Genomic DNA, 19,706 nt, shown 5'->3' on the forward strand with positions numbered 1-19,706 from the left:
TGGCGCTTTTTTAGACATTACACAGCAGCTGGAGCGGCATGTCAGACGTTAATTCCCATTTTTCACGCAGACGATTTTTACAGGGGACGGGCGCCTTACTGCTGTTAAGCGTCAGCCGGACAGGGTTGGCGGCGAAGAACCACATTGTGGCGGTGCGTATCTGGCCCTCATCGACCTACTCGCGGATGACGCTGGAGTCCAATGTCGCGCTGAAGTACAAGCAGTTTGCGCTGAGCAATCCCGAACGCCTGGTGATTGATATTCAGGGCCTGCATCTCAATCCGGTTCTGAAAGGGGTAGATAAGCAGGTTCGGGTCGACGATCCCTTTATTAAAAATGCCCGTGTGGGTCAGTTCGACAGCAACACGGTGCGCGTGGTACTGGAATTAAAGCGCAACGTCGCGCCGAAGATCTTTAATCTCTCGCCGGTCGCCGGAATCAATCACCGGCTGGTCGTCGATCTCTATCCGAGCCAGAACCAGGTTGAGGATGATCCACTGCTGGCTCTGCTTAAAGATTATAACCAGGGCGATCTGGAGAAAGATGAAGGGGTGCAGGCGCCCTTACCCGGCAAAGCGGGGCGCGATCGTCCGATCATTATCATGATCGATCCCGGTCACGGCGGGGAAGATCCGGGCGCGCACGGCAAATATAAGACCCGTGAGAAAGATATTGTGCTGAAGATTGGACGGCGACTCAAAGCGCTGATCGATAAAGAGTCCAATATGAAAGCCTATATGACGCGTAATGAAGATGTCTTTATTCCGCTGCGGGTCAGAGTTGCCAAAGCCCGTAAACAGCGTGCCGACCTCTTTGTGTCGATCCATGCGGATGCTTTTACCAGTCGCGCGGCACGCGGCTCTTCAGTGTTTGCCTTATCAACCAGCGGTGCCACTTCGGCGGCAGCCCGTTTCCTGGCTCAGACTCAGAATGAATCAGACCTGATTGGCGGCGTCAGCAAAAGCGGCGACCGCTATCTCGATCACACCATGTTCGATATGGTGCAGCGTCAGACGATTCATGACAGCCTTAAATTCGGCAAAGAGGTGCTGCATCGCATGGGGCGCATCAACCATCTGCACAAACGCACCGTGGATCAGGCCGGATTCGCAGTGTTGAAAGCCCCTGATATCCCGTCAATTCTGGTCGAGACGGCGTTTATCAGTAATGTGGAGGAGGAGCGCAAGTTGCGAACGACCCGTTACCAGCATCAGGTGGCAGAGGCGATTCTGAACGGCATCAAAGCGTATGTGGAGAGTGGGGCGGCGCTGGCCCATCGGTAAAGGAGTGCGGGTAGCCGGGCTATCCGCGCGCTTTTCAGGGCAGAAAGAGGCTGAAGCGGCTTTTGGGAACGTCAGAAACAAAAAAACACCCTTTCAGGTGTTTAAATGATTGGTTGCGGGGGCCGGATTTGAACCGACGACCTTCGGGTTATGAGCCCGACGAGCTACCAGGCTGCTCCACCCCGCGTCCGTATCATACTTTTTTCACATTGTGACTTCTGTAAAACTGCTGCAGAAGTATTGGTTGCGGGGGCCGGATTTGAACCGACGACCTTCGGGTTATGAGCCCGACGAGCTACCAGGCTGCTCCACCCCGCGTCCGTATTGCTTCTATTACTTTTACTTCTCACATTGTGACTTCTGTAAAACTGCTGCAGAAGTATTGGTTGCGGGGGCCGGATTTGAACCGACGACCTTCGGGTTATGAGCCCGACGAGCTACCAGGCTGCTCCACCCCGCGTCCGTGGAAGCGCACTATACTCTCCGCGCTAATTCATGCAACCCCTTTTTGCAGATAAAAGCCAAATTAACAGCCAGTTGCTGAAGGATTCAACCATCTGGTTAATTATTAAACTGATATGCGTGACGTCTGAGCGGATGCATTTCATTCTGTCGGGGGCTTTGCTATCGTCGCGGGGCGAACAGTTATAAAAAGAGAAGATAATGAAATCACATTGGGTGAAGTATGCACTCACTGGCGCGTTAATTACGCTGCTGGCGGCCTGTAGCTCCAAACCGACCGATCGCGGTCAGCAATATAAAGATGGCAAACTGGAACAACCGCTGGCGCTGGTGAATCAGCCCAATGCCAAAGGCGCACCGGTTAATGGCAGAGACTTTGGCGAGCAGGTTCGTCAGATTCAGTCCGCCTCATCCGCCCTGTATAGTCGTCAGAACGGCACCTATAGCGCGATTGAGAGCTGGCTGATGGCGGGTGCCGATACCCGACAGCTTCGTCAGTATGGGCTTAACGCCTGGCAGATGGAGGGAACGGATAACTACGGTAACGTGCAGTTCACCGGTTACTACACGCCGGTAGTAGAAGCGCGTTACACCCGTCAGGGTGAATTCCAGTATCCTATCTACCGCATGCCACCGCGCAAACGCGGAGAAAAATTACCGAGCCGCGCCTCTATCTATAGTGGCGGACTCGATGACCGCTACATCATCGCCTACAGCAATTCCCTGATTGATAACTTCATGATGGATGTGCAGGGCAGTGGTTATGTCGACTTTGGCGATGGCCGCCCGATGACCTTCTTTGGTTACGCCGGTAAAAATGGCTGGGGTTATCACAGCATTGGCAAAGAGCTGATCGATCGCGGTGAAGTGAAGCGCGAAGATATGTCGATGCAGGCGATTCGTCAGTGGGCGCAGGAGCACTCACCGCAGGAGGTCCGTGCGCTGCTGGAAACCAACCCATCATTTGTCTTCTTTAAGGCTGAGCCATTTACGCCGGTGCGCGGTGCCAGCGCAGTTCCGCTGGTGGCGAAAGCCTCCGTTGCGTCTGACCGCTCAATTATTCCGGCGGGCACCGTACTGCTGGCTGAAGTGCCGCAGTTAAATGAGAAGGGCAAATTCAACGGCAAATATGAGATGCGCCTGATGGTGGCACTCGACGTGGGTGGCGCGATTAAAGGCCAGCACTTTGATATCTATCAGGGTATCGGCCCGGACGCCGCGCATCTGGCGGGCTTCTATAATCACTACGGACGCGTCTGGGTAATTAAAGCCGCACCGGGGGCCGGACAGCCGCTGTTCTCCAGCCCGCAAAACGGTAATAATGGTTCACTGCTTCTCGGCGCTAACTAATTTCTTCTCTGCGGGCCTTCGGGCCCGCACGACGTAACAGGTTCAACTATGAAAGTGTTAAATGACGCCTGGCATCAGCGCTTTGGCGGCACGGCGCGTCTCTATGGCCAGAATGCGCTGCAACGTTTTGCTGACGCACACTTCTGCGTCATCGGTATTGGCGGTGTCGGATCCTGGGCGGCGGAAGCGCTGGTGCGCACCGGGATTGGTAAAATCACCCTGATTGATATGGATGATGTCTGTATTACCAACACCAACCGACAGCTTCATGCGCTGCAGGGCAACGTCGGCAAAGCTAAAACGGACGTGATGGCAGAACGGCTGCGTGCGATTAATCCTGACTGCGAAGTGATCTGCATTGATGACTTTATTACGCCAGAAAACACCGCCGAACTGATGGCAGCCGGTTTCGACTATGTGATCGACGCTATCGACAGCGTGCGACCGAAAGCGGCGCTGATCGCCTGGTGTCGCCGGAATAAGATCCCGCTGATCACCACCGGTGGCGCGGGTGGGCAGATCGATCCCACTCAGATCCAGGTCGCCGACCTGGCTAAAACTATCCAGGATCCGCTGGCGGCGAAGCTGCGCGAACGACTGAAAAGCCTGGGCGTGGTAAAAAACAGCAAGGGCAAACTTGGCATCGACTGCGTCTTTTCTACCGAAGCGCTGGTCTATCCGCAGGCTGATGGCAGCGTCTGTGCTTCACGCAGCACAGCGGAGGGGCCAAAGAGAATGGATTGCACATCCGGCTTTGGCGCGGCCACCATGGTGACCGCCACCTTCGGCTTTGTTGCCGTCTCGCATGCGCTGAAGAAGTTTCTGGCGCGAGCTGCCCGTCAGGACGCCGTCAGCGCCTGACGCGCGGCGTGCTCCACTGCGGCGGCCAGCGCCTGCAGGCCGCTGCTGCGGGAGGCACTGAGCTGGGCGCGCAGGCCCAGTTCATCAAAGAGTTTTAAGGGATCCATTGCCAGCAGCTGTTGCGGCGTCTGGCCCTCAACGGCGGTCAGCAGCACGGCCAGCAGACCGCGCACAATACGTCCTTCACTGTCACCATAGAAATGCAGCGTGCCATCCTCGCATAACTGGCTGCCCAGCCAGACCCGATTTTCACAACCGCTCAGTTCAATTTCCGCTGTTTTCAGTTCCCCGGCTAAGTCAGGCAACTGGCGGCTCAGCTGGATCAGCTGACGATAACGATCTTCCCACTGATGAAAGCGGCCAAAGCTCTCTTTCAGACTGGCAACGGTTATCTGTTCGCCAAACGGGTGCGGCGCTAACAGCGATGAATACATAATCAAAACTCCGATAACAGCGAGATGGCGCTCTTCATGGCGCGCACCAGCGCATCAACATCCTGCAGATTATTATAGGGTGCAAAAGAGGCCCGCAGCGTGCCGCTGACGCCCAGCGCCGCCAGCAACGGCTGCGCGCAGTGCTGGCCAGCGCGCAGGGCGATTCCCTGCTCAGCGAGCAGCGTCACCAGATCGCTGTGATGCAGGTCAGCGAATTCAAATGCCAGCAGGCTGGCATTTGAACAGCGGAAGCTGCGGAAGCCGGGTAATTCCGCCAGCTGCTCTTCCGCCAGCGTCGCAAGTTGCTGACTCCAGCGCTCCGCTTCGGGCAGATCGTACTGCGCCAGCCAGCTCAGTGCTGCACTCAGGCCCACCACGCCCGCCACATTCGGGGTGCCAGCCTCAAAACGCCACGGCACCGGCTGCGGCGTGAATCCGCTGAAATCGACATCCGTTATCATTTTACCGCCGCCCTGCCAGGGCTCCATCGCCTCCAGCAGCTCCGCTTTACCATATAACGCGCCAATGCCCATTGGGCCGTAAATCTTATGGCCGGAAAAGGCGTAAAAGTCGATATCCAGCGCCTGTACGTCTGGCGGGCAATGCACCACGCCCTGTGCGCCATCGACCATGACTTTCGCACCTGTGGCGTGAGCGAGCGGGATCGCCTGAGCGAGTGCGGGACACCCGCCGGTGACATTCGACATCTGACCGACCGCCAACAGGCGGGTTCGGCTGTTGAGCAGGGCGGGGAGCAGGCTGATATCCGGCAGGCGATCCGCTCCTAACGGCCATTTTACGACGCGGGCACCGCACGCCTGCGCGGCCATCAGCCAGGGCACCAGGTTGGCGTGGTGTTCTGCCTCGCTGACCACAATCTCATCACCAGGCTGTAAGCGCGGACGCAGCCAGCTGTTTGCCACCAGGTTTATCGCTTCGGTGGTGCCGCGCGTCCAGACAATCTCACGATCGTCAGCGGCGTTAAGCCAGCGGGCAACCTGGTTGCGCGCCTGCTCATAGCGATGGGTTAAGGCCTGGGCGGCGGCAAACTGGCTGCGATGGACTGTACCCGCGCTGAGGCTGTAAAACTGCTGCGTGCTGTCAATGACGGCCTGCGGCTTCAGCGTGGTCGCTGCGCTGTCGAGATAAACGCCTGCGTCGGCGAGTGCGGGAAACTGCTGGCGAAATGCGGTGGGATTGAATGCGGTCATGCCTGGTCCATGATAAGAAAAATTAGGACCACACTGAAAGAATGGTCTGCGTCTGGCAAAGCTGGAAAAGCGCGTTATGCTGAATATTGCAAGGTTTGAACCAAACCCGCATAACGATCGGACGTTTACTAGTCGATCTCACTTATCGGCTGCCTCTGGTTAGCGTAACGCGGGTGGTTTGATGCAATCAATCTACAAGGAGATAGCAGATGAAAAAATTAACCGCAGTACTGGCCGTGTGTACCCTGGCTTTTACCCTGAGTGCCTGTTCAAGCAATTACGTGATGCATACCAATGATGGTCGTACCATTGTGGCTGCCGGCAAGCCTAAAGTCGATAACGATACCGGCATGATCAGCTATAAAGATGCGAATGGCAACGAGCAGCAAATCAACCGCTCTGATGTTAAAGAGATGGTAGAGTCTGGCAACTAAGCAGCAAAAAAAAAGCACCGCAATTTGCGGTGCTATTTAAAAATCACTATGGACAGACAGGGTAAATCTACAGGAATTAAGAGCTCGATCCGCAATCGTCGGATCAAAAATTGCAAACACAACATCACGACCACAAGCCAAAAGCTTTCAGAAAATCTGCGAACTCACTCACAAATCTAAAAACTTTTCGTTCCGGCTCAGGAAGTGCGGCAACTATAGGTATTTGCTGGAGGTTCCTCAACGGACAAATTATAATGCCTCGGATTAAAAATTCTAATACGTAAACGCTTTGTATAAGCCAGCGTATTTTTTGCCGATCCGGATACGGAAAACCATGTCGAAACGCCTTCCTCCTCTCAACGCACTGCGTGTTTTTGATGCAGCTGCACGCCATTTAAGCTTTACCAAAGCCGCAGAAGAGCTGTTTGTCACCCAGGCTGCTGTAAGCCATCAGATTAAATCTCTGGAAGATTTTCTGGGGTTAAAGCTATTTCGCCGGAGGAATCGTTCGCTATTACTGACCGAAGAAGGACAAAGCTACTATCTCGACATCAAAGAGATTTTCTCGGCAATCAACGAAGCGACCCGCAAACTGCAGGCGCGTAGCGCCAAGGGGGCACTGACCGTCAGTTTACTGCCGAGCTTTGCCATTCAGTGGCTGGTTCCCCGCCTCTCCAGCTTTAATATGGCTTATCCGGGAATCGACGTGCGTATCCAGGCGGTTGACCGCGACGAAGAGAAACTGGCCGACGATGTCGATGTGGCGATTTTTTACGGCCGGGGTAACTGGCCCGGCCTGCGGGTTGAAAAACTCTATGCCGAATATCTGCTGCCGGTCTGTTCACCGTCGCTGATGACCGGGGATAATCCGCTGAAAACGCCGATGGATCTGTCGCGTTTTACTCTGCTGCATGATGCCTCCCGCCGGGACTGGCAATCTTATATCCGGCAACTGGGCCTGCAGCATATCAATGTGCAGCAGGGGCCAATCTTCAGCCACAGCGCCATGGTGTTGCAGGCGGCGATTCATGGTCAGGGCGTGGCGCTGGCGAACAACGTCATGGCGCAGAGCGAAATAGAAGCCGGGCGATTAATCTGCCCGTTTAATGATGTATTAGTCAGTAAAAACGCTTTTTATCTGGTTTGTCATGACAGTCAGGCAGAACTGGGTAAAATAGCCGCCTTCCGACAGTGGATCCTGGAAAAAGCTGCAACCGAACAAGAAAAATTCCGCTTTCGCTATCAACAATAACATATTGATTTATTTGCATTCAGATGCAAAAGGACTCTGAGGATCGGTTAATGTCCAGTCGTGCCATGTTTGTTTTTTCGGCTATCAGCGGATTTCTGCTGGTGGCTTTTGGCGCATTTGGTGCCCACGTTTTGAGTCAGTCGCTTGGTGCGGCTGAAATGGCCTGGATTCATACCGGGCTGGAATATCAGGCTTATCACACCTTAGCGGTGATGGGGCTGGGTGCTGCGATGTTACGCCGCGCCAATATCTGGTTTTACTGGAGCAGTGCGCTGATGGCGCTCGGCACCGTGCTGTTTAGTGGCAGCCTCTATTGTCTGGCGCTGTCACATCTGAAGTTTTGGGTTTTTATCACACCCGTGGGCGGGGTCTGTTTCCTCGCCGGTTGGGTATTGATGTTGATTGGCGCGCTGCGTCTTAAACGAAAGGCAGAACGCCATGAATAAAGTTTTACTCTATTGTCGTCCCGGTTTTGAAAAAGAGTGTGCGGCGGAAATCAGCGCCAAAGCGGCTGAACGTGAAATCTACGGCTTTCCACGGGTTAAAGATGACTCTGGCTACGTGCTGTTTGAGTGCTATCAGTTTGAAGATGCCGAGCGGCTGGCACGTGAGTTGCCGTTTGACGAGCTGATTTTTGCCCGTCAGATGCTGGTCGTCGGCGAAATGCTGCGTGACCTGCCGCAGGAAGATCGCATTACCCCGATTGTCGGCATGCTGACCGGCGTAGTGGAAAAGGGCGGCGAACTGCGTGTTGAAGTGCCAGACACCAACGAAGCCAAAGAGCTGACTAAGTTCTGCCGCAAGTTCACCGTGCCGCTGCGCTCGGCACTGCGTGAAAGCAAAATCCTGTTGAATTATGAGAGCCCGAAACGCCCGGTCGTGCATGTGTTTTTCATCGCGCCAGGCACCTGTTACGTCGGCTACTCCATCCGGGAAAACAGCTCGCCGTTTTACATGGGTATTCCACGCCTTAAGTTCCCCTCCGATGCGCCAAGCCGTTCCACCCTTAAGCTGGAGGAGGCGTTTCACGTCTTTATCCCTGCGGATGAGTGGGATGAGCGTTTAGCCAGCGGCATGTACGCCGTGGATCTCGGTGCCTGTCCGGGCGGCTGGACCTATCAGCTGGTTCAGCGCAGCATGATGGTGTATGCGGTGGACAACGGACCGATGGCACCGAGCCTGATGGATACGGGCCAGGTGATGCACGAGAAAGCAGATGGCTTTAAATTCCGTCCGCCACGCACCAACATCAGCTGGCTGGTGTGTGACATGGTGGAGAAGCCGGTGCGCGTGGCTAACCTGATGACCGACTGGCTGGTTAACGGCTGGTGCCGTGAAGCGATCTTCAACCTTAAGTTGCCCATGAAAAAGCGCTATGAAGAGGTGACGCAGAATCTGGCCATGATGCAGGAACGATTTGATGATAATGGCATTAACGTGCAGATTCGCGCCCGCCAGCTTTATCATGACCGCGAAGAGGTGACGGTACATGTGCGCCGAATCTGGGCGGCTGCCGGTGGTCGTCGCGACGAACGTTAATCGCCGGGCTGAATGCAGGGGCACTCAGCCGGTATAACGCAGCGTATTCAGATTGCCCTGCAATACCAGATCCCGCTTCAGGGTTGCGACCTGACGGCTGATCTCTGCCATCTGCTGACCCTCAGCCAGCTTTTCCCGCCATCTGGCTGGCACCTGATCCAGTTGCTGATAGATCCCTTCAAGCGTGTGAAACTCTGTCAGCAGCTGTTTCGCGCTTTTCGGACCGATGCCGGTGATGCCCGGAATTTTACTACTGCTGATGCCGCACAACCCCCAGTAGTCGGGTAGCCGCTGTGGCGCCACACCAAATTCAGCCTCGATAAAAGGCAGATCAAGCCAGCGTTTCTGGAAGTAGTCGCGGATGCGGATCTCGGGTGCCAGCAGCTGACAGTAGCCTTTGTCGGTTGAAACAATGGTGGCCTGATGTCCGGCCTGAGCCATTTTCACCGCCAGCGTCGCCGCTAAATCGTCCGCCTCATCCTCGCCCGCTATCCAGCAGCTTACGCCTGCGGCGCGAAAGGCCTCCTGTAACGCCGGCATCTCTGCCTGTAAATCGTCTGGCATCGGCGGGCGACCGCTTTTGTAATCGGGTAGCAGCTGATGACGCCAGCCCTGATGACGTGCTTCGCCATCAAACACCGCCACCGCATGAGTCGGATGGGCGTGACCCAGTATCTGGCGCAGCGCAGCCACGCAGCCTTCGACACAGGGTGAACCCTGTACCGCATGCAGACGGCGAATCAGATTCAACGCGTCAACAATAACAAGATGAAGAGCCATGAGAGTATGGGCAGCCCGGGGGCTGCCTCCTGGTTTATTTGATAATTTCGTAGCAGGGAATGTAGGCGGTGCCTGGCAGTTTCATGCGTTGCTGTGCAACGAATCCCTGTAGCAGCTCATCCATGCGGTGCATGATGTCGGGGTCGCCATGCAGTTTGTAGCGTCCCTTCTCGCGGATTTCGCGGATGCCCATCTCTTTAACGTTACCGGCTACGATACCTGAGAAGGCGCGGCGCAGGTCAGCAGCCAGCTTTTCGGGTGGCTGATTGGTGTAGAGATTGAGATTCGCCATGTTTTCATGGGTTGGCAGGAAGGGCACCTGCAGATCGGGTTCAATGCGAATCGACCAGTTAAAGCTGTAAGCATCGCCGGTTTCGCGACGATTCTCTTTTACCTGCGGCATCGCTTTCTTCATCAGACGCGCCACTTCGGCTGCATCGTTAATGATGATCTGATAATGCTTACGCGCCTGTTCGCCCAGCGTGTTAACGATGAAATCATCCAGCACGCGGAAGTAGTCGGCGCTCTCTTCCGGCCCGGTCAGGATCAGCGGTAATACCTGATCGCTGTTCTGCGGATTCATCAGGATGCCCAGCAGATAGAGCAACTCTTCTGCGGTCCCTACGCCGCCCGGGAAAATGATAATGCCATGGGCGATGCGCACAAAAGCTTCCAGACGTTTTTCGATGTCCGGCATGATGATCAACTCATTCACCAGCGGATTCGGCGGTTCAGCCGCAATGATGGAGGGTTCGGTCAGGCCGATAAAGCGGCTGTCACGATAGCGCTGCTGAGCATGGCCTACGGCGGCCCCTTTCATTGGCGCTTCCATCACGCCCGGCCCGCAGCCGGTACAGATGTTCAGTTCACGCAGTCCAAGCTGAGTTCCGACATTGCGGCAATACTGGTACTCAACGGCGTTGATCGAGTGACCGCCCCAGCAGACCACGGTGTTGGGATACTCGCCGATATGCAGCGCCCGCGCGTTACGCAGAATGGAAAACACGGTGTTGGTGATAGTGGCGGAGTCATTTTCTTCAGCCGCAGTGAACCGACCCGGCATGTTGAGCTGACCGCTGACAAACAGGATGTCACGCAGCACCGCAAACAGGTTAGCCTGCAGTGAACGGATGATGCGGCCATCCACAAACGCCTCCTCCGGTGGATTGATCAGCTCCAGTTTGACGCCGCGCTCACGGCGCAACACATTGATGTCGAAATTTTCAAAGCGGGAGAGCAGCTCCTGGCTGCTGTCAGTCTGGCTGCCGGAGTTAAGCACGGCAAGAGAGCAGTTGCGAAACAGCTGGTAGAGGTCGCTGCTGGCTGTGCGCTTGAGCATATCGACTTCCAGCTGTGAAAGCAGATCCATCGAGCCAAGAGGGCTGATATGGGTAATCAAATGAACTCCTTTACACCCGCCTGGGTGCGTGTTGGCACTGCAACGGCAGTGACGAAAATCCCTGGTCGGCAACCCGCAGGTAGCCGCCATCACCAGAGTAGCCTTGTCGGCCCGCACAGCTCAAGCGGAACTGCGCTTAGTGCACGCAGCCTGCGAGAAGTCTCGCAAACTACTGACGGACCAGCCGCGAAAAACCGGGCGAGAAGGGCACATTGGTGCGCCATGGATTGATATCCAGCCCGCCACGACGGGTGTAGCGTGCATAGACCGTCAGCGCTTCCGGATGACAGAAACGCATCACATCATTAAAAATGCGTTCGACACACTGCTCGTGAAATTCGTTGTGCTGGCGGAATGAGACCAGATAGCGCAACAGCGCTTCACGGTCGATACGCGGGCCTTTATAACGAATCATCACGGAACCCCAGTCGGGCTGATTGGTAATCAGACAGTTTGACTTGAGCAAGTGGCTGACCAGCGTCTCTTCAACGATTTCGCTGCCCGCAGCATCGGCCAGATAGTCAGCATTGAAGCGATAATCCTCTATTGCGATATCCTGCTCATCAATACAACACCCCTCAAAATGGCCGATGGGCTGACCTTCCACTTCATTGAGACGGAACAGCGCGACCCGCGCTTCACCTTCAGCACAGGCACTCAGGTCCCGCTCCAGCGTCTGACGAACCTCGCCCCAGTCGGCAAAGCGGGTCTGGTTGAAACTGTTAAGATAGAGCTTGAAGCTTTTGGACTCGATAAGGTTGCGGCTCTGCGCATTGAGCACCACTTCGCCAACGGCAACCTGTGGCAGACCTTTGCTGTTGAGCCACGAGAGTTCATACAGGGTCCAGATATCACTGCCGGTAAAGGGCAGGCTGTCGGGAAACAGACCAAGGGGTTCACGATTCAGGCTGCGCGGCACCGCCTGCAGTAAGCTGTTGTCATAATGATCGTGATAGGCTGTGGGTTTGCCCAGCGTCAGGTTGCTGAGTGCCTGATCCTGTTCGTGTGTAGTCATTGCGGTTACCACCAAAATTAATCAAAGTGGCTAAGTGTAACCCATCAGAAGTGAGAATATGAATGATGCAGCAAACTGCCGCCGCGTTGCGCGACTTTACCACCCGATACTGCCAGCACTGGCTTCAGCAGGCCGGGCATGCGCCGGCCAGCAGCGATCTCTTTGGCGTACCTTCGCCCTGTGCCCTGGAGGATCGCGATCAGCAGGTCTTCTGGCAGCCGCAGCCTTTTACTCTGCCACAGACGCTGGATGCGGTTGAGCGGGCGATCGACATCCAGCTCCAGCCGCAGATCACGGCTTTCTATACCACGCAGTTTGCCGGTGATATGCAGGCCAGTTTTGGTGAGAATCAGCTGACACTCTTACAGGTCTGGAGTGAGGATGATTTTCTGCGTTTACAGGAGAATCTGATCGGGCATCTGGTGATGCAGCGCCGCCTTAAACAGTCGCCTACGCTGTTTATCGCTACCACCGAGTCAGAACAGGAGATCATCTCGCTTTCTAATCTCAGCGGCGAAGTGATTATGGAGCAGCCTGGTGGTAAACAGCGTGTGAAATTAGCGGAAACGCTTGAGATATTTCTTAAGTCATTACAACCGGTTATCATCTGAGTTGCAGTGATTTGCCCCTGATCTTGTGAGACATCTCTTACATGTGCTGTGAGAGATCGCTATATAACAGGTGAGCCTTCCGGAAGGCTGAGATGTAAAAATATTGTGAATCATCAACTTAATGGCGTTTATCTGAATTTACGCCGCACATTTCGTAAAGTTCTGCTGTGAGTACCTTGTGCGCGTAACGAGTTCTGTCAAAATGTTTCGCACTGCAGGAAGCTCAGGAAAAAGATATCGTCAGGATGATGATAAGCCATGAGGCAGGAACGTAACGGAGCTTACGGCACACGGAAGGTTTCAGGACGAAACAGGATAGCTCAGGATTGAGCAAGGGACACCTCCAGGATGGAGAATGAGAACCCCCTCAGAAGAGGTGGTGGGCCAGGATGCTAAGGATACATCAGGACGATGCGCGACAGGAGTTCGCACTGGACAAGTTGTCATGGAAGAGCAGGGAGCATTAACGTGGCGGGATGGCTGCAAACGAACCGGGAGCACTGTTTATACAGTGCTCCCTTTTTTTGTGCCTGTGCCAACTAGTGATATGCTTGCCGCCCATTTTTGACTGCTCGCGGAGGTGGCGCATGACGCCTGAACAACTAATTACGCAACGGCTGGAACAACTGGAAGCGGTGATGCGTGAGCACCATCTCTGGCAGAGTACCCCGCCGGCCGAGGGGGCGCTCGAGAGCCGTGAACCCTTTTGCCTGGATACGCTGGAGCCGCTGCAGTGGCTCCAGTGGGTGTTAGTCCCGCGGATGCATGCCCTGATTGCGGCCCGACATCCGTTACCACAAAATTTTGCCGTGGCCCCCTATTATGAGGTGGCTCTGGTGCCTGACCAGCCGGGTATTGCAACGCTGTTGCTGACCCTGCGTCAACTTGATGCGTTAATCACGGATGCTGCCCACTGATGCTGGAGATACTCTATCAGGATGAGTGGCTGGTTGCCGTCAACAAGCCCAGCGGCTGGCTGGTTCATCGCAGCTGGCTGGATCGCCATGAAACGGTGTTTGTGATGCAGACCGTTCGTGATCAGATTGGGCAGCATGTGTTTACGGCGCATCGTCTCGACAAGCCCACGTCAGGGGTACTGCTGATGGGGCTCTCCAGTGAAGTCGGACGTCTGCTTTCCCTGCAGTTTGAACAGCACCAGATGCAGAAAACCTACCACGCTGTGCTTCGCGGCTGGCTGGAGAGCAGCGGGACGCTCGATTATCCGCTGGTGGAAGAGCTGGATAAAATTGCCGATAAACACGCCACGGAAGCGCGCACCGCACAGCCCGCGGTCACCGATTATCAGTCACTGGCAACGGTCGAGATGCCGATCGGCATTGGCCGTTATCCCACTTCGCGTTATAGCCTGGTTGAACTGGCCCCTAAAACCGGTCGCAAGCATCAGCTGCGTCGTCATATGTCACACCTGCGTCATCCGATTATTGGCGATTCGGCGCACGGCGATCTGCGTCAGAACCGGGGTGCTGCCGAACATTTTGGCGCTAACCGCCTGATGCTGCACGCCAGCAGCCTGGCATTAACTCATCCGGTGACCGGTGAACCGTTGTTGCTTCGCGCCGGACTGGATGGCGTCTGGCAGAACCTGATGAACCAGTTTGGCTGGCAGGATCGCATTCCTGAGGTGCCGCGGGTTGAGTTTGACGCAGCGCCAGGACAGGATAACGTTTCAGAATAACGGAGAAAGCAGATGGCTAAGATTGGCATTTTTGTAGGTACGGTATATGGCAATGCGCTGCTGGTCGCGGAAGAAGCAGAGCCCATTCTGCAGCAGCAGGGGCACAGCGTAACGGTGTTTGACGATCCGACGCTGGCTGACTGGCAAAACTATGCCAGCGACGTGGCGTTAATCGTCACTTCTACTACCGGGCATGGCGATTTTCCCGACACGATTTCAGGTCTGTTCTATGCGATTAAAGATCAGCTCGGTCATCAGCCCGCGCTGCGCTATGGCGTGATTGCGCTGGGTGACAGCAGCTATGATCATTTCTGTGGCGCGGGTAAAACCTTTGACGCGCTGCTGCAGGAGCAGGGCGCTCAGCGGGTCGGCGAGGTGTTACTGGTTGATGCCACTGAAAATCCGGAACCGGAGGCGGTAACCTCGCCGTGGGTTGAAGCCTGGGGCGCGCAGCTCTGATTGCCACGCCAGGCTTATCTCTGCCTTAGCTGAGATAAGCCTGTGTTGCGCACACGACGACGTCCGTTGAGTGCAATATCAGGTGACAGGCGCCGGGTTAAACACCGCCAGCTGATTACGAATGCCCCAGCGATCGGACCAGGTCTGCTTTCTGCCACTGGCGATATCCAGAATCAATTCAAACAGTCGCCAGCCCACCTGCTCAATACTCTCTTCACCGGTAGCAATCGTCCCGGCATTGATGTCCATCAGATCGTGCCAGCGCTCCGCCAGCGCATTACGCGTCGCCATCTTGATCACCGGAATTGCGGCAAGACCGTAAGGCGTACCGCGACCAGTAGTAAACACCTGCAGGGTGATACCGGATGCCAGCTGCTGCGTACCGCAGACAAAATCGCTGGCTGGCGTCGCCGCGTAGATCAATCCGCGTCGCGTGGGCCGCTGGCCGGGCGAGAGCACTTCAACAATGGCGCTGCGTCCCGATTTTGCGATCGAGCCAAGCGCTTTTTCCACCACGTTCGCCAGCCCGCCTTTTTTATTGCCCGGCGACGGGTTAGCGCTGCGATCGGTCTGGCCCTGGTCGAGGTAATTATCATACCAGGCCATCTCCTCCAGTAAGCGCTTACCGACTTCCTGATTAATCACCCGCGGCGTCAGCAGGTGAATCGCATCACGCACTTCAGTGACTTCCGAGAACATCACGGTGGCACCGCAACGCACCAGCAGATCAGAGGCGAAGCCCACTGCCGGATTTGCCGTCACGCCCGAAAACGCATCGCTGCCACCACACTGCATGCCGACAATCAGCTCTGCTGCGGAGCAGGTTTCGCGCTGGCGCTGATTCAGCCGCTGGAGATGACGCTCCGCCACCTGCAGAATCTCATTGACCATCGCGCCAAAGCCCACCAGCTTTTCATCCTGCAGACGTACGATGTCATGATCGTCCAGCGAAATCGCCTGCACGTCGGGGGTGCCAGTCAGCAGACGCTCTGGCTGTAACTTTTCACAGCCGAGGCTGACGATCATCACTTCGCCGCCGAAATTCGCATTCAGCGCCAGGTTATGAATGGTGCGAATCGGCACGACCGCCGCGGGTGCGTTGATCGCCACACCACAGCCATAAAGGTGGTTCAGGGCAACCACACCATCCACGTTCGGATAGCGCGGCAGTAACTCCCGTTCAATGATCTGTACGACATGATCCACCACACCGGCCACGCAGTGGACGCTGGTGGTGATGCCGAGCAGGTTACGCGTGCCTACGCTGCCATCCGCATTGCGGTAACCTTCAAAGGTATAGCCCTCCAGCGGCGGCAAATCAGGCGGAACCTGGGTGGCTAGCGGCAGACTCTCCAGCGGAGGGGCTTCCGGCAGCGCGACCAGTGACTCATCAATCCAGCTGCCCTGGGCAATATCCCGCAATGCATAGCCAATGACTTCGCCATAACGCACGATCTCTGCACCCTGATTAATCGCGCTCAGCGCCACTTTGTGGCCCTGCGGCACATGCTCTGTGAGAGTCAGGCCATCCGCAAACTGCGTACCGGCTGGCAGACCGAGGCTGTTAACCACAATCGCCACATTGTCGTGCTCATGGACTTTGATATAGAGCGGTTGTTCATCTGTTTTTGGGTTCATCGCTCACCTTCCTGTCTGTCGTACCGTACTTGTGCGGCACGCTTTAATAATCTGACCTGTCACGCCCTTGTTTGCCAGCTTCAGTATAGGGAGGCGGGGCGGGTCGCGCATTGTGCAAATGACCACCATTAAGGCAATTCACCTCGCTGTTTTGGGTCGATTATCCAAAAGCAAGTGAAGACCCTCACAAACAGCGGGGGAAAGCGTTATCCGGGGCTGATTTTGCACGGGTATTTGCCACTTTCGTGAGCTATACCGCAGGCTTTTGTGCATCCGCCAGACAATCACTTCAATACGGCGATTATTCCAGGGCGATGCGCCAATGTGATCGCCACAGGCTGTTCTTATACTGAGTTCCGTTAGCCAAAGTCAGGTTATCTGTCACGACGTATTATTCATCCGAAAGAGGTTGCCTGGACGTATTACCTGCCGCGGCTGCCAGACGCCGGATGAATAAATAAAGTTTGCCAAAACAAAAAGATCGCCGTGTTTAACCCAACTTCTCTCTGATACCCAACGCGATGTGTATGCAGTCAGAGCGAATGTAGCTCACGCTATATTTCAGGAGTGCATCATGAATAGTTTCAGCCAGACCGCGGAAACGGTGCAGAAACGCACCAATGCCCGTTACTGGATTGTGGTGATGTTATTTATCGTCACCTCATTCAACTACGGTGACCGCGCAACCATTTCGATTGCCGGTTCGGCGATGTCAAAAGATATTGGCCTCGATTCGGTCGGACTCGGCTATATCTTCTCAGCCTTCTCATGGGCGTATGTTATTGGTCAGATTCCAGGCGGCTGGCTGCTTGACCGCTTCGGCTCAAAACGCGTCTATTTCTGGAGCATCTTTACCTGGTCGCTCTTTACCTTTTTGCAAGGGTTCGTCGATCTGTTCAGCGGCTTCGGCATCATCATGTCACTGTTTATTCTGCGTTTCCTTGTGGGACTGGCCGAAGCGCCCTCCTTCCCTGGCAACAGCCGCATTGTCGCGGCCTGGTTTCCGGCGCAGGAGCGTGGCACGGCCGTGGCGATCTTCAACTCGGCTCAATACTTCGCCACCGTCATCTTCGCGCCCATCATGGGCTGGCTGGTCTCTTCCGTGGGCTGGGCGCACGTGTTCTGGTTCATGGGCGGCCTGGGCATCATCCTCAGTTTCATCTGGCTGAAAGTGATCCACGATCCCACCGATCACCCAGGCGTGAATAAAGCCGAACTGGAGTACATGGAGCAGGGCGGTGCGCTGATCAACATGGATGTCAAAAAGGATAGCCGCAAAGTGAGCTGGAGCGAGAAGTGGTTCCAGATCAAACAGCTGCTGACGTCACGCATGATGCTGGGTATCTACCTCGGTCAGTACTGTGTTAACGCCTTAACCTACTTTTTTATCACCTGGTTCCCGGTCTATCTGGTACAGGCGCGCGGCATGTCGATTCTCAAAGCGGGCTTTATTGCCTCGATTCCGGCGGTGTGCGGCTTCCTCGGCGGCGTACTGGGCGGGGTGATCTCCGACTGGCTGATGCGTAAAACCGGCTCCCTGAATATCGCGCGTAAAACGCCGATCGTGCTCGGCATGCTGCTCTCTATTTCGATGGTGATGTGTAACTACACCGATACCGAATGGGTGGTGGTGTTCTTCATGGCACTGGCGTTCTTTGGTAAAGGCATCGGTGCGCTGGGCTGGGCAGTGATGGCAGATACCGCGCCGAAAGAGATCAGTGGCCTGAGCGGCGGTCTGTTCAACATGTTCGGTAACTTCTCTGGCATCGTGACGCCTATCGCCATCGGTTACATCATCGCCACCAGCGGCTCCTTTGAAGGCGCGCTGATCTATGTCGGTATTCACGCCTTTGTCGCCGCATTCAGCTTCCTGGTGATCGCGGGCGACATCAAACGTGTCGAACTGAAAACCTGGCCCGGTAAGGATGCATTATGAATACGCAAAGTTCGCCGGTGATTACTGAGATGCAGGTTATCCCGGTCGCCGGTTATGACAGCATGCTGCTCAATATTGGCGGTGCGCACAACGCCTGTTTTACCCGCAATATTGTGGTTCTCACCGACAGCGCCGGTCACACCGGCGTCGGTGAAGCCCCCGGCGGCGACACCATCTATAAGACGCTGGTAGAGGCGATTCCGCAGGTGAAAGGCCAGCAGATTGCGCGAATGAACCGTCTGGTGCAGCAGGTGCACAAAGGCAATCAGTCGGCTGACTTCACTACCTTCGGCAACGGTGCCTGGACTTTTGAGTTGCGGGTCAACGCGGTAGCCGCGCTGGAAGCGGCGCTGCTCGATCTACTGGGACAGTGTCTGGGCGTACCGGTGGCTGAACTGCTGGGGCCAGGTAAACAGCGTGATGAAGTGACGGTGCTGGGCTATCTGTTCTATCTCGGCGACCGCCGCAAGACCGATCTGCCCTATCTGAGTGGTGAGCAGGCCAGCCACGACTGGTATCACCTGCGTCATCAGGAAGCGCTGACCAGCGATGCCGTGGTACGGCTGGCTGAGGCGGCTGCGGATAAATATGGCTTCAAAGATTTTAAGCTCAAAGGCGGCGTGTTGCCGGGCGAGCAGGAGATTGCCACCGCGGCGGCGCTGAAGCAGCGCTTTCCCGACGCCCGCATTACGGTCGACCCGAACGGCGCCTGGCTGCTGGACGAGGCGATAGCGCTGTGTAAAGGGATGCAGGATGTGCTGAGCTACGCTGAAGATCCGTGCGGCGCGGAGCAGGGCTATTCGGGACGTGAAGTGATGGCCGAGTTCCGGCGCGCAACTGGCTTACCGGTGGCCACCAATATGATCGCCACCAACTGGCGCGAGATGAATCATGCGGTGATGCTCAATGCGGTCGATATTCCGCTGGCGGATCCTCACTTCTGGACGCTGAGCGGTGCCGTGCGGGTCGCGCAGCTCTGCGATGAATGGGGCCTCACCTGGGGCTGCCACTCCAATAACCACTTCGATATTTCGCTGGCGATGTTCACCCATGTGGGTGCGGCGGCGCCAGGTAATCCTACCGCGATTGATACCCACTGGATCTGGCAGGAGGGCGATCAGCGCCTGACGAAAAATCCGCTGCAAATCCGCAACGGGAAAATTGCCGTACCGGATGCGCCGGGTCTGGGCATTGAGCTCGACTGGGAGCAGGTAAATAAAGCCAATCAGCTCTATCAGTCACTGCCCGCCGGTGCACGTAACGACGCCACGGCGATGCAATATCTGGTCCCCGGCTGGACATTTGATCGCAAACGCCCGGCATTTGGCCGAGCAACAGCATAAGGA

The 19,706-nt window shown here is 55.7% G+C and carries 19 protein-coding genes and 3 tRNA genes; 13 read left to right on the forward strand and 9 right to left on the reverse strand.

Translation table 11 applies throughout. The features are described from left to right. The first annotated feature begins 38 nt into the window (after positions 1–38). A complete protein-coding gene (gene amiC / locus EPG66_RS18390) occupies positions 39–1,283 on the forward strand; it encodes an N-acetylmuramoyl-L-alanine amidase AmiC (protein WP_010248623.1) in 1,245 nt (414 codons plus the stop codon). A gap of 110 nt (positions 1,284–1,393) precedes the next feature. Here amiC and EPG66_RS18395 read toward each other — a convergent pair. The 3 genes from EPG66_RS18395 to EPG66_RS18405 form a co-directional block, all read right to left on the reverse strand. Next, positions 1,394–1,470, reverse strand: a tRNA-Met gene (locus EPG66_RS18395). A 54-nt stretch (positions 1,471–1,524) separates the two neighbouring features. Then, a tRNA-Met gene (locus EPG66_RS18400) sits at positions 1,525–1,601 on the reverse strand. Between the two features lie 65 nt (positions 1,602–1,666). Next, a tRNA-Met gene (locus EPG66_RS18405) sits at positions 1,667–1,743 on the reverse strand. A 203-nt stretch (positions 1,744–1,946) separates the two neighbouring features. Between EPG66_RS18405 and mltA the strand changes: the two genes are divergently transcribed. Both mltA and tcdA read left to right on the forward strand, forming a co-directional pair. Further along, on the forward strand, positions 1,947–3,095 hold the full coding sequence (mltA, locus tag EPG66_RS18410; protein WP_010248620.1) for a murein transglycosylase A: 1,149 nt from the start codon (positions 1,947–1,949) through the stop codon (positions 3,093–3,095). A gap of 48 nt (positions 3,096–3,143) precedes the next feature. After that, a complete protein-coding gene (gene tcdA, locus EPG66_RS18415; RefSeq protein WP_182687727.1) occupies positions 3,144–3,956 on the forward strand; it encodes a tRNA cyclic N6-threonylcarbamoyladenosine(37) synthase TcdA in 813 nt (270 codons plus the stop codon). On the opposite strand, the gene csdE is transcribed toward tcdA, so the two are convergent. Both csdE and csdA read right to left on the reverse strand, forming a co-directional pair. Next, complete coding sequence (csdE, locus tag EPG66_RS18420) at positions 3,935–4,390, reverse strand: cysteine desulfurase sulfur acceptor subunit CsdE (RefSeq protein WP_039389322.1); 456 nt, start codon at positions 4,388–4,390, stop codon at positions 3,935–3,937. The two genes, tcdA and csdE, sit on opposite strands and share 22 nt — an antisense overlap. A gap of 2 nt (positions 4,391–4,392) precedes the next feature. Beyond that, positions 4,393–5,601 (reverse strand): cysteine desulfurase CsdA, encoded by a 1,209-nt coding sequence (gene csdA, locus EPG66_RS18425; RefSeq protein ID WP_182687729.1) that lies wholly within the window; start codon positions 5,599–5,601, stop codon positions 4,393–4,395. 209 nt (positions 5,602–5,810) lie between these two features. Here csdA and EPG66_RS18430 point away from each other — a divergent pair, with 209 nt between their 5' ends. The 4 genes from EPG66_RS18430 (at position 5,811) to rlmM (ending at position 8,826) form a co-directional block, all read left to right on the forward strand. Then, a complete protein-coding gene (locus EPG66_RS18430; protein WP_010248613.1) occupies positions 5,811–6,035 on the forward strand; it encodes a YgdI/YgdR family lipoprotein in 225 nt (74 codons plus the stop codon). 334 nt (positions 6,036–6,369) lie between these two features. Further along, positions 6,370–7,287, forward strand: coding sequence for a transcriptional regulator GcvA (locus EPG66_RS18435; protein WP_003854641.1), 918 nt, complete (start codon positions 6,370–6,372; stop codon positions 7,285–7,287). A gap of 50 nt (positions 7,288–7,337) precedes the next feature. Beyond that, complete coding sequence (locus EPG66_RS18440) at positions 7,338–7,733, forward strand: DUF423 domain-containing protein (protein WP_010248611.1); 396 nt, start codon at positions 7,338–7,340, stop codon at positions 7,731–7,733. Continuing rightward, positions 7,726–8,826 carry a 23S rRNA (cytidine(2498)-2'-O)-methyltransferase RlmM gene (gene rlmM / locus EPG66_RS18445; protein ID WP_010248609.1) on the forward strand — a complete coding sequence of 367 codons (1,101 nt, stop codon included), beginning with the start codon at positions 7,726–7,728 and terminating at the stop codon, positions 8,824–8,826. Before EPG66_RS18440 ends, rlmM begins: the two co-directional genes overlap by 8 nt. A 24-nt stretch (positions 8,827–8,850) precedes the next feature. On the opposite strand, the gene xni is transcribed toward rlmM, so the two are convergent. The 3 genes from xni to queF all read right to left on the reverse strand — a co-directional run bounded on the left by xni (position 8,851) and on the right by queF (position 12,020). Continuing rightward, positions 8,851–9,606 (reverse strand): flap endonuclease Xni, encoded by a 756-nt coding sequence (gene xni, locus EPG66_RS18450; RefSeq protein WP_022623810.1) that lies wholly within the window; start codon positions 9,604–9,606, stop codon positions 8,851–8,853. A gap of 34 nt (positions 9,607–9,640) precedes the next feature. Beyond that, complete coding sequence (gene ppnN / locus EPG66_RS18455; RefSeq protein WP_010672144.1) at positions 9,641–11,005, reverse strand: nucleotide 5'-monophosphate nucleosidase PpnN; 1,365 nt, start codon at positions 11,003–11,005, stop codon at positions 9,641–9,643. Positions 11,006–11,174: 169 nt separating this feature from the next. Beyond that, positions 11,175–12,020: an NADPH-dependent 7-cyano-7-deazaguanine reductase QueF gene (gene queF / locus EPG66_RS18460; protein ID WP_031594510.1), complete on the reverse strand. Its 846-nt coding sequence runs from the start codon at positions 12,018–12,020 to the stop codon at positions 11,175–11,177. 62 nt (positions 12,021–12,082) lie between these two features. Between queF and syd the strand changes: the two genes are divergently transcribed. From syd to EPG66_RS18480, 4 genes are all read left to right on the forward strand, one after another. Further along, positions 12,083–12,631, forward strand: coding sequence for a SecY-interacting protein (syd, locus tag EPG66_RS18465; RefSeq protein WP_182687731.1), 549 nt, complete (start codon positions 12,083–12,085; stop codon positions 12,629–12,631). A gap of 587 nt (positions 12,632–13,218) precedes the next feature. Further along, positions 13,219–13,548 (forward strand): YqcC family protein, encoded by a 330-nt coding sequence (locus EPG66_RS18470; RefSeq protein WP_031594512.1) that lies wholly within the window; start codon positions 13,219–13,221, stop codon positions 13,546–13,548. Next, the gene (gene truC / locus EPG66_RS18475; protein WP_115759102.1) at positions 13,548–14,327 is read left to right on the forward strand and encodes a tRNA pseudouridine(65) synthase TruC; all 780 of its coding nucleotides are present in this window, start codon (positions 13,548–13,550) and stop codon (positions 14,325–14,327) included. Before EPG66_RS18470 ends, truC begins: the two co-directional genes overlap by 1 nt. Positions 14,328–14,339: 12 nt before the next feature. Beyond that, positions 14,340–14,786, forward strand: a complete 447-nt coding sequence (locus tag EPG66_RS18480; protein ID WP_182687733.1) for a flavodoxin — start codon at positions 14,340–14,342, stop codon at positions 14,784–14,786. A gap of 78 nt (positions 14,787–14,864) precedes the next feature. Here EPG66_RS18480 and garD read toward each other — a convergent pair whose 3' ends face one another. Next, on the reverse strand, positions 14,865–16,424 hold the full coding sequence (gene garD, locus EPG66_RS18485) for a galactarate dehydratase (RefSeq protein ID WP_033769943.1): 1,560 nt from the start codon (positions 16,422–16,424) through the stop codon (positions 14,865–14,867). A gap of 574 nt (positions 16,425–16,998) precedes the next feature. Between garD and EPG66_RS18490 the strand changes: the two genes are divergently transcribed. Further along, positions 16,999–18,360, forward strand: a complete 1,362-nt coding sequence (locus EPG66_RS18490; protein WP_010248591.1) for an MFS transporter — start codon at positions 16,999–17,001, stop codon at positions 18,358–18,360. Next, on the forward strand, positions 18,357–19,703 hold the full coding sequence (locus tag EPG66_RS18495) for an enolase C-terminal domain-like protein (RefSeq protein WP_039389335.1): 1,347 nt from the start codon (positions 18,357–18,359) through the stop codon (positions 19,701–19,703). The genes EPG66_RS18490 and EPG66_RS18495 overlap by 4 nt, the downstream gene beginning before the upstream one ends. Positions 19,704–19,706 lie beyond the last annotated feature (3 nt).

The organism is Pantoea pleuroti (genome assembly GCF_014156615.1).
Classification (GTDB): domain Bacteria; phylum Pseudomonadota; class Gammaproteobacteria; order Enterobacterales; family Enterobacteriaceae; genus Pantoea; species Pantoea agglomerans.

Coding starts and splice junctions, on each gene's coding strand:
- EPG66_RS18430 (WP_010248613.1), top strand. CDS start 5,811: ATGAAAAAATTAACCGCAGTACTGGCCGTGTGTACCCTGGCTTTTACC.
- csdE (WP_039389322.1), bottom strand. CDS start 4,390: ATGTATTCATCGCTGTTAGCGCCGCACCCGTTTGGCGAACAGATAACC.
- truC (WP_115759102.1), top strand. CDS start 13,548: ATGCTGGAGATACTCTATCAGGATGAGTGGCTGGTTGCCGTCAACAAG.
- csdA (WP_182687729.1), bottom strand. CDS start 5,601: ATGACCGCATTCAATCCCACCGCATTTCGCCAGCAGTTTCCCGCACTC.
- garD (WP_033769943.1), bottom strand. CDS start 16,424: ATGAACCCAAAAACAGATGAACAACCGCTCTATATCAAAGTCCATGAG.
- EPG66_RS18490 (WP_010248591.1), top strand. CDS start 16,999: ATGAATAGTTTCAGCCAGACCGCGGAAACGGTGCAGAAACGCACCAAT.
- queF (WP_031594510.1), bottom strand. CDS start 12,020: ATGACTACACACGAACAGGATCAGGCACTCAGCAACCTGACGCTGGGC.
- EPG66_RS18470 (WP_031594512.1), top strand. CDS start 13,219: ATGACGCCTGAACAACTAATTACGCAACGGCTGGAACAACTGGAAGCG.
- EPG66_RS18440 (WP_010248611.1), top strand. CDS start 7,338: ATGTCCAGTCGTGCCATGTTTGTTTTTTCGGCTATCAGCGGATTTCTG.
- xni (WP_022623810.1), bottom strand. CDS start 9,606: ATGGCTCTTCATCTTGTTATTGTTGACGCGTTGAATCTGATTCGCCGT.
- rlmM (WP_010248609.1), top strand. CDS start 7,726: ATGAATAAAGTTTTACTCTATTGTCGTCCCGGTTTTGAAAAAGAGTGT.
- tcdA (WP_182687727.1), top strand. CDS start 3,144: ATGAAAGTGTTAAATGACGCCTGGCATCAGCGCTTTGGCGGCACGGCG.
- amiC (WP_010248623.1), top strand. CDS start 39: ATGTCAGACGTTAATTCCCATTTTTCACGCAGACGATTTTTACAGGGG.
- EPG66_RS18495 (WP_039389335.1), top strand. CDS start 18,357: ATGAATACGCAAAGTTCGCCGGTGATTACTGAGATGCAGGTTATCCCG.
- EPG66_RS18435 (WP_003854641.1), top strand. CDS start 6,370: ATGTCGAAACGCCTTCCTCCTCTCAACGCACTGCGTGTTTTTGATGCA.
- EPG66_RS18480 (WP_182687733.1), top strand. CDS start 14,340: ATGGCTAAGATTGGCATTTTTGTAGGTACGGTATATGGCAATGCGCTG.
- syd (WP_182687731.1), top strand. CDS start 12,083: ATGATGCAGCAAACTGCCGCCGCGTTGCGCGACTTTACCACCCGATAC.
- mltA (WP_010248620.1), top strand. CDS start 1,947: ATGAAATCACATTGGGTGAAGTATGCACTCACTGGCGCGTTAATTACG.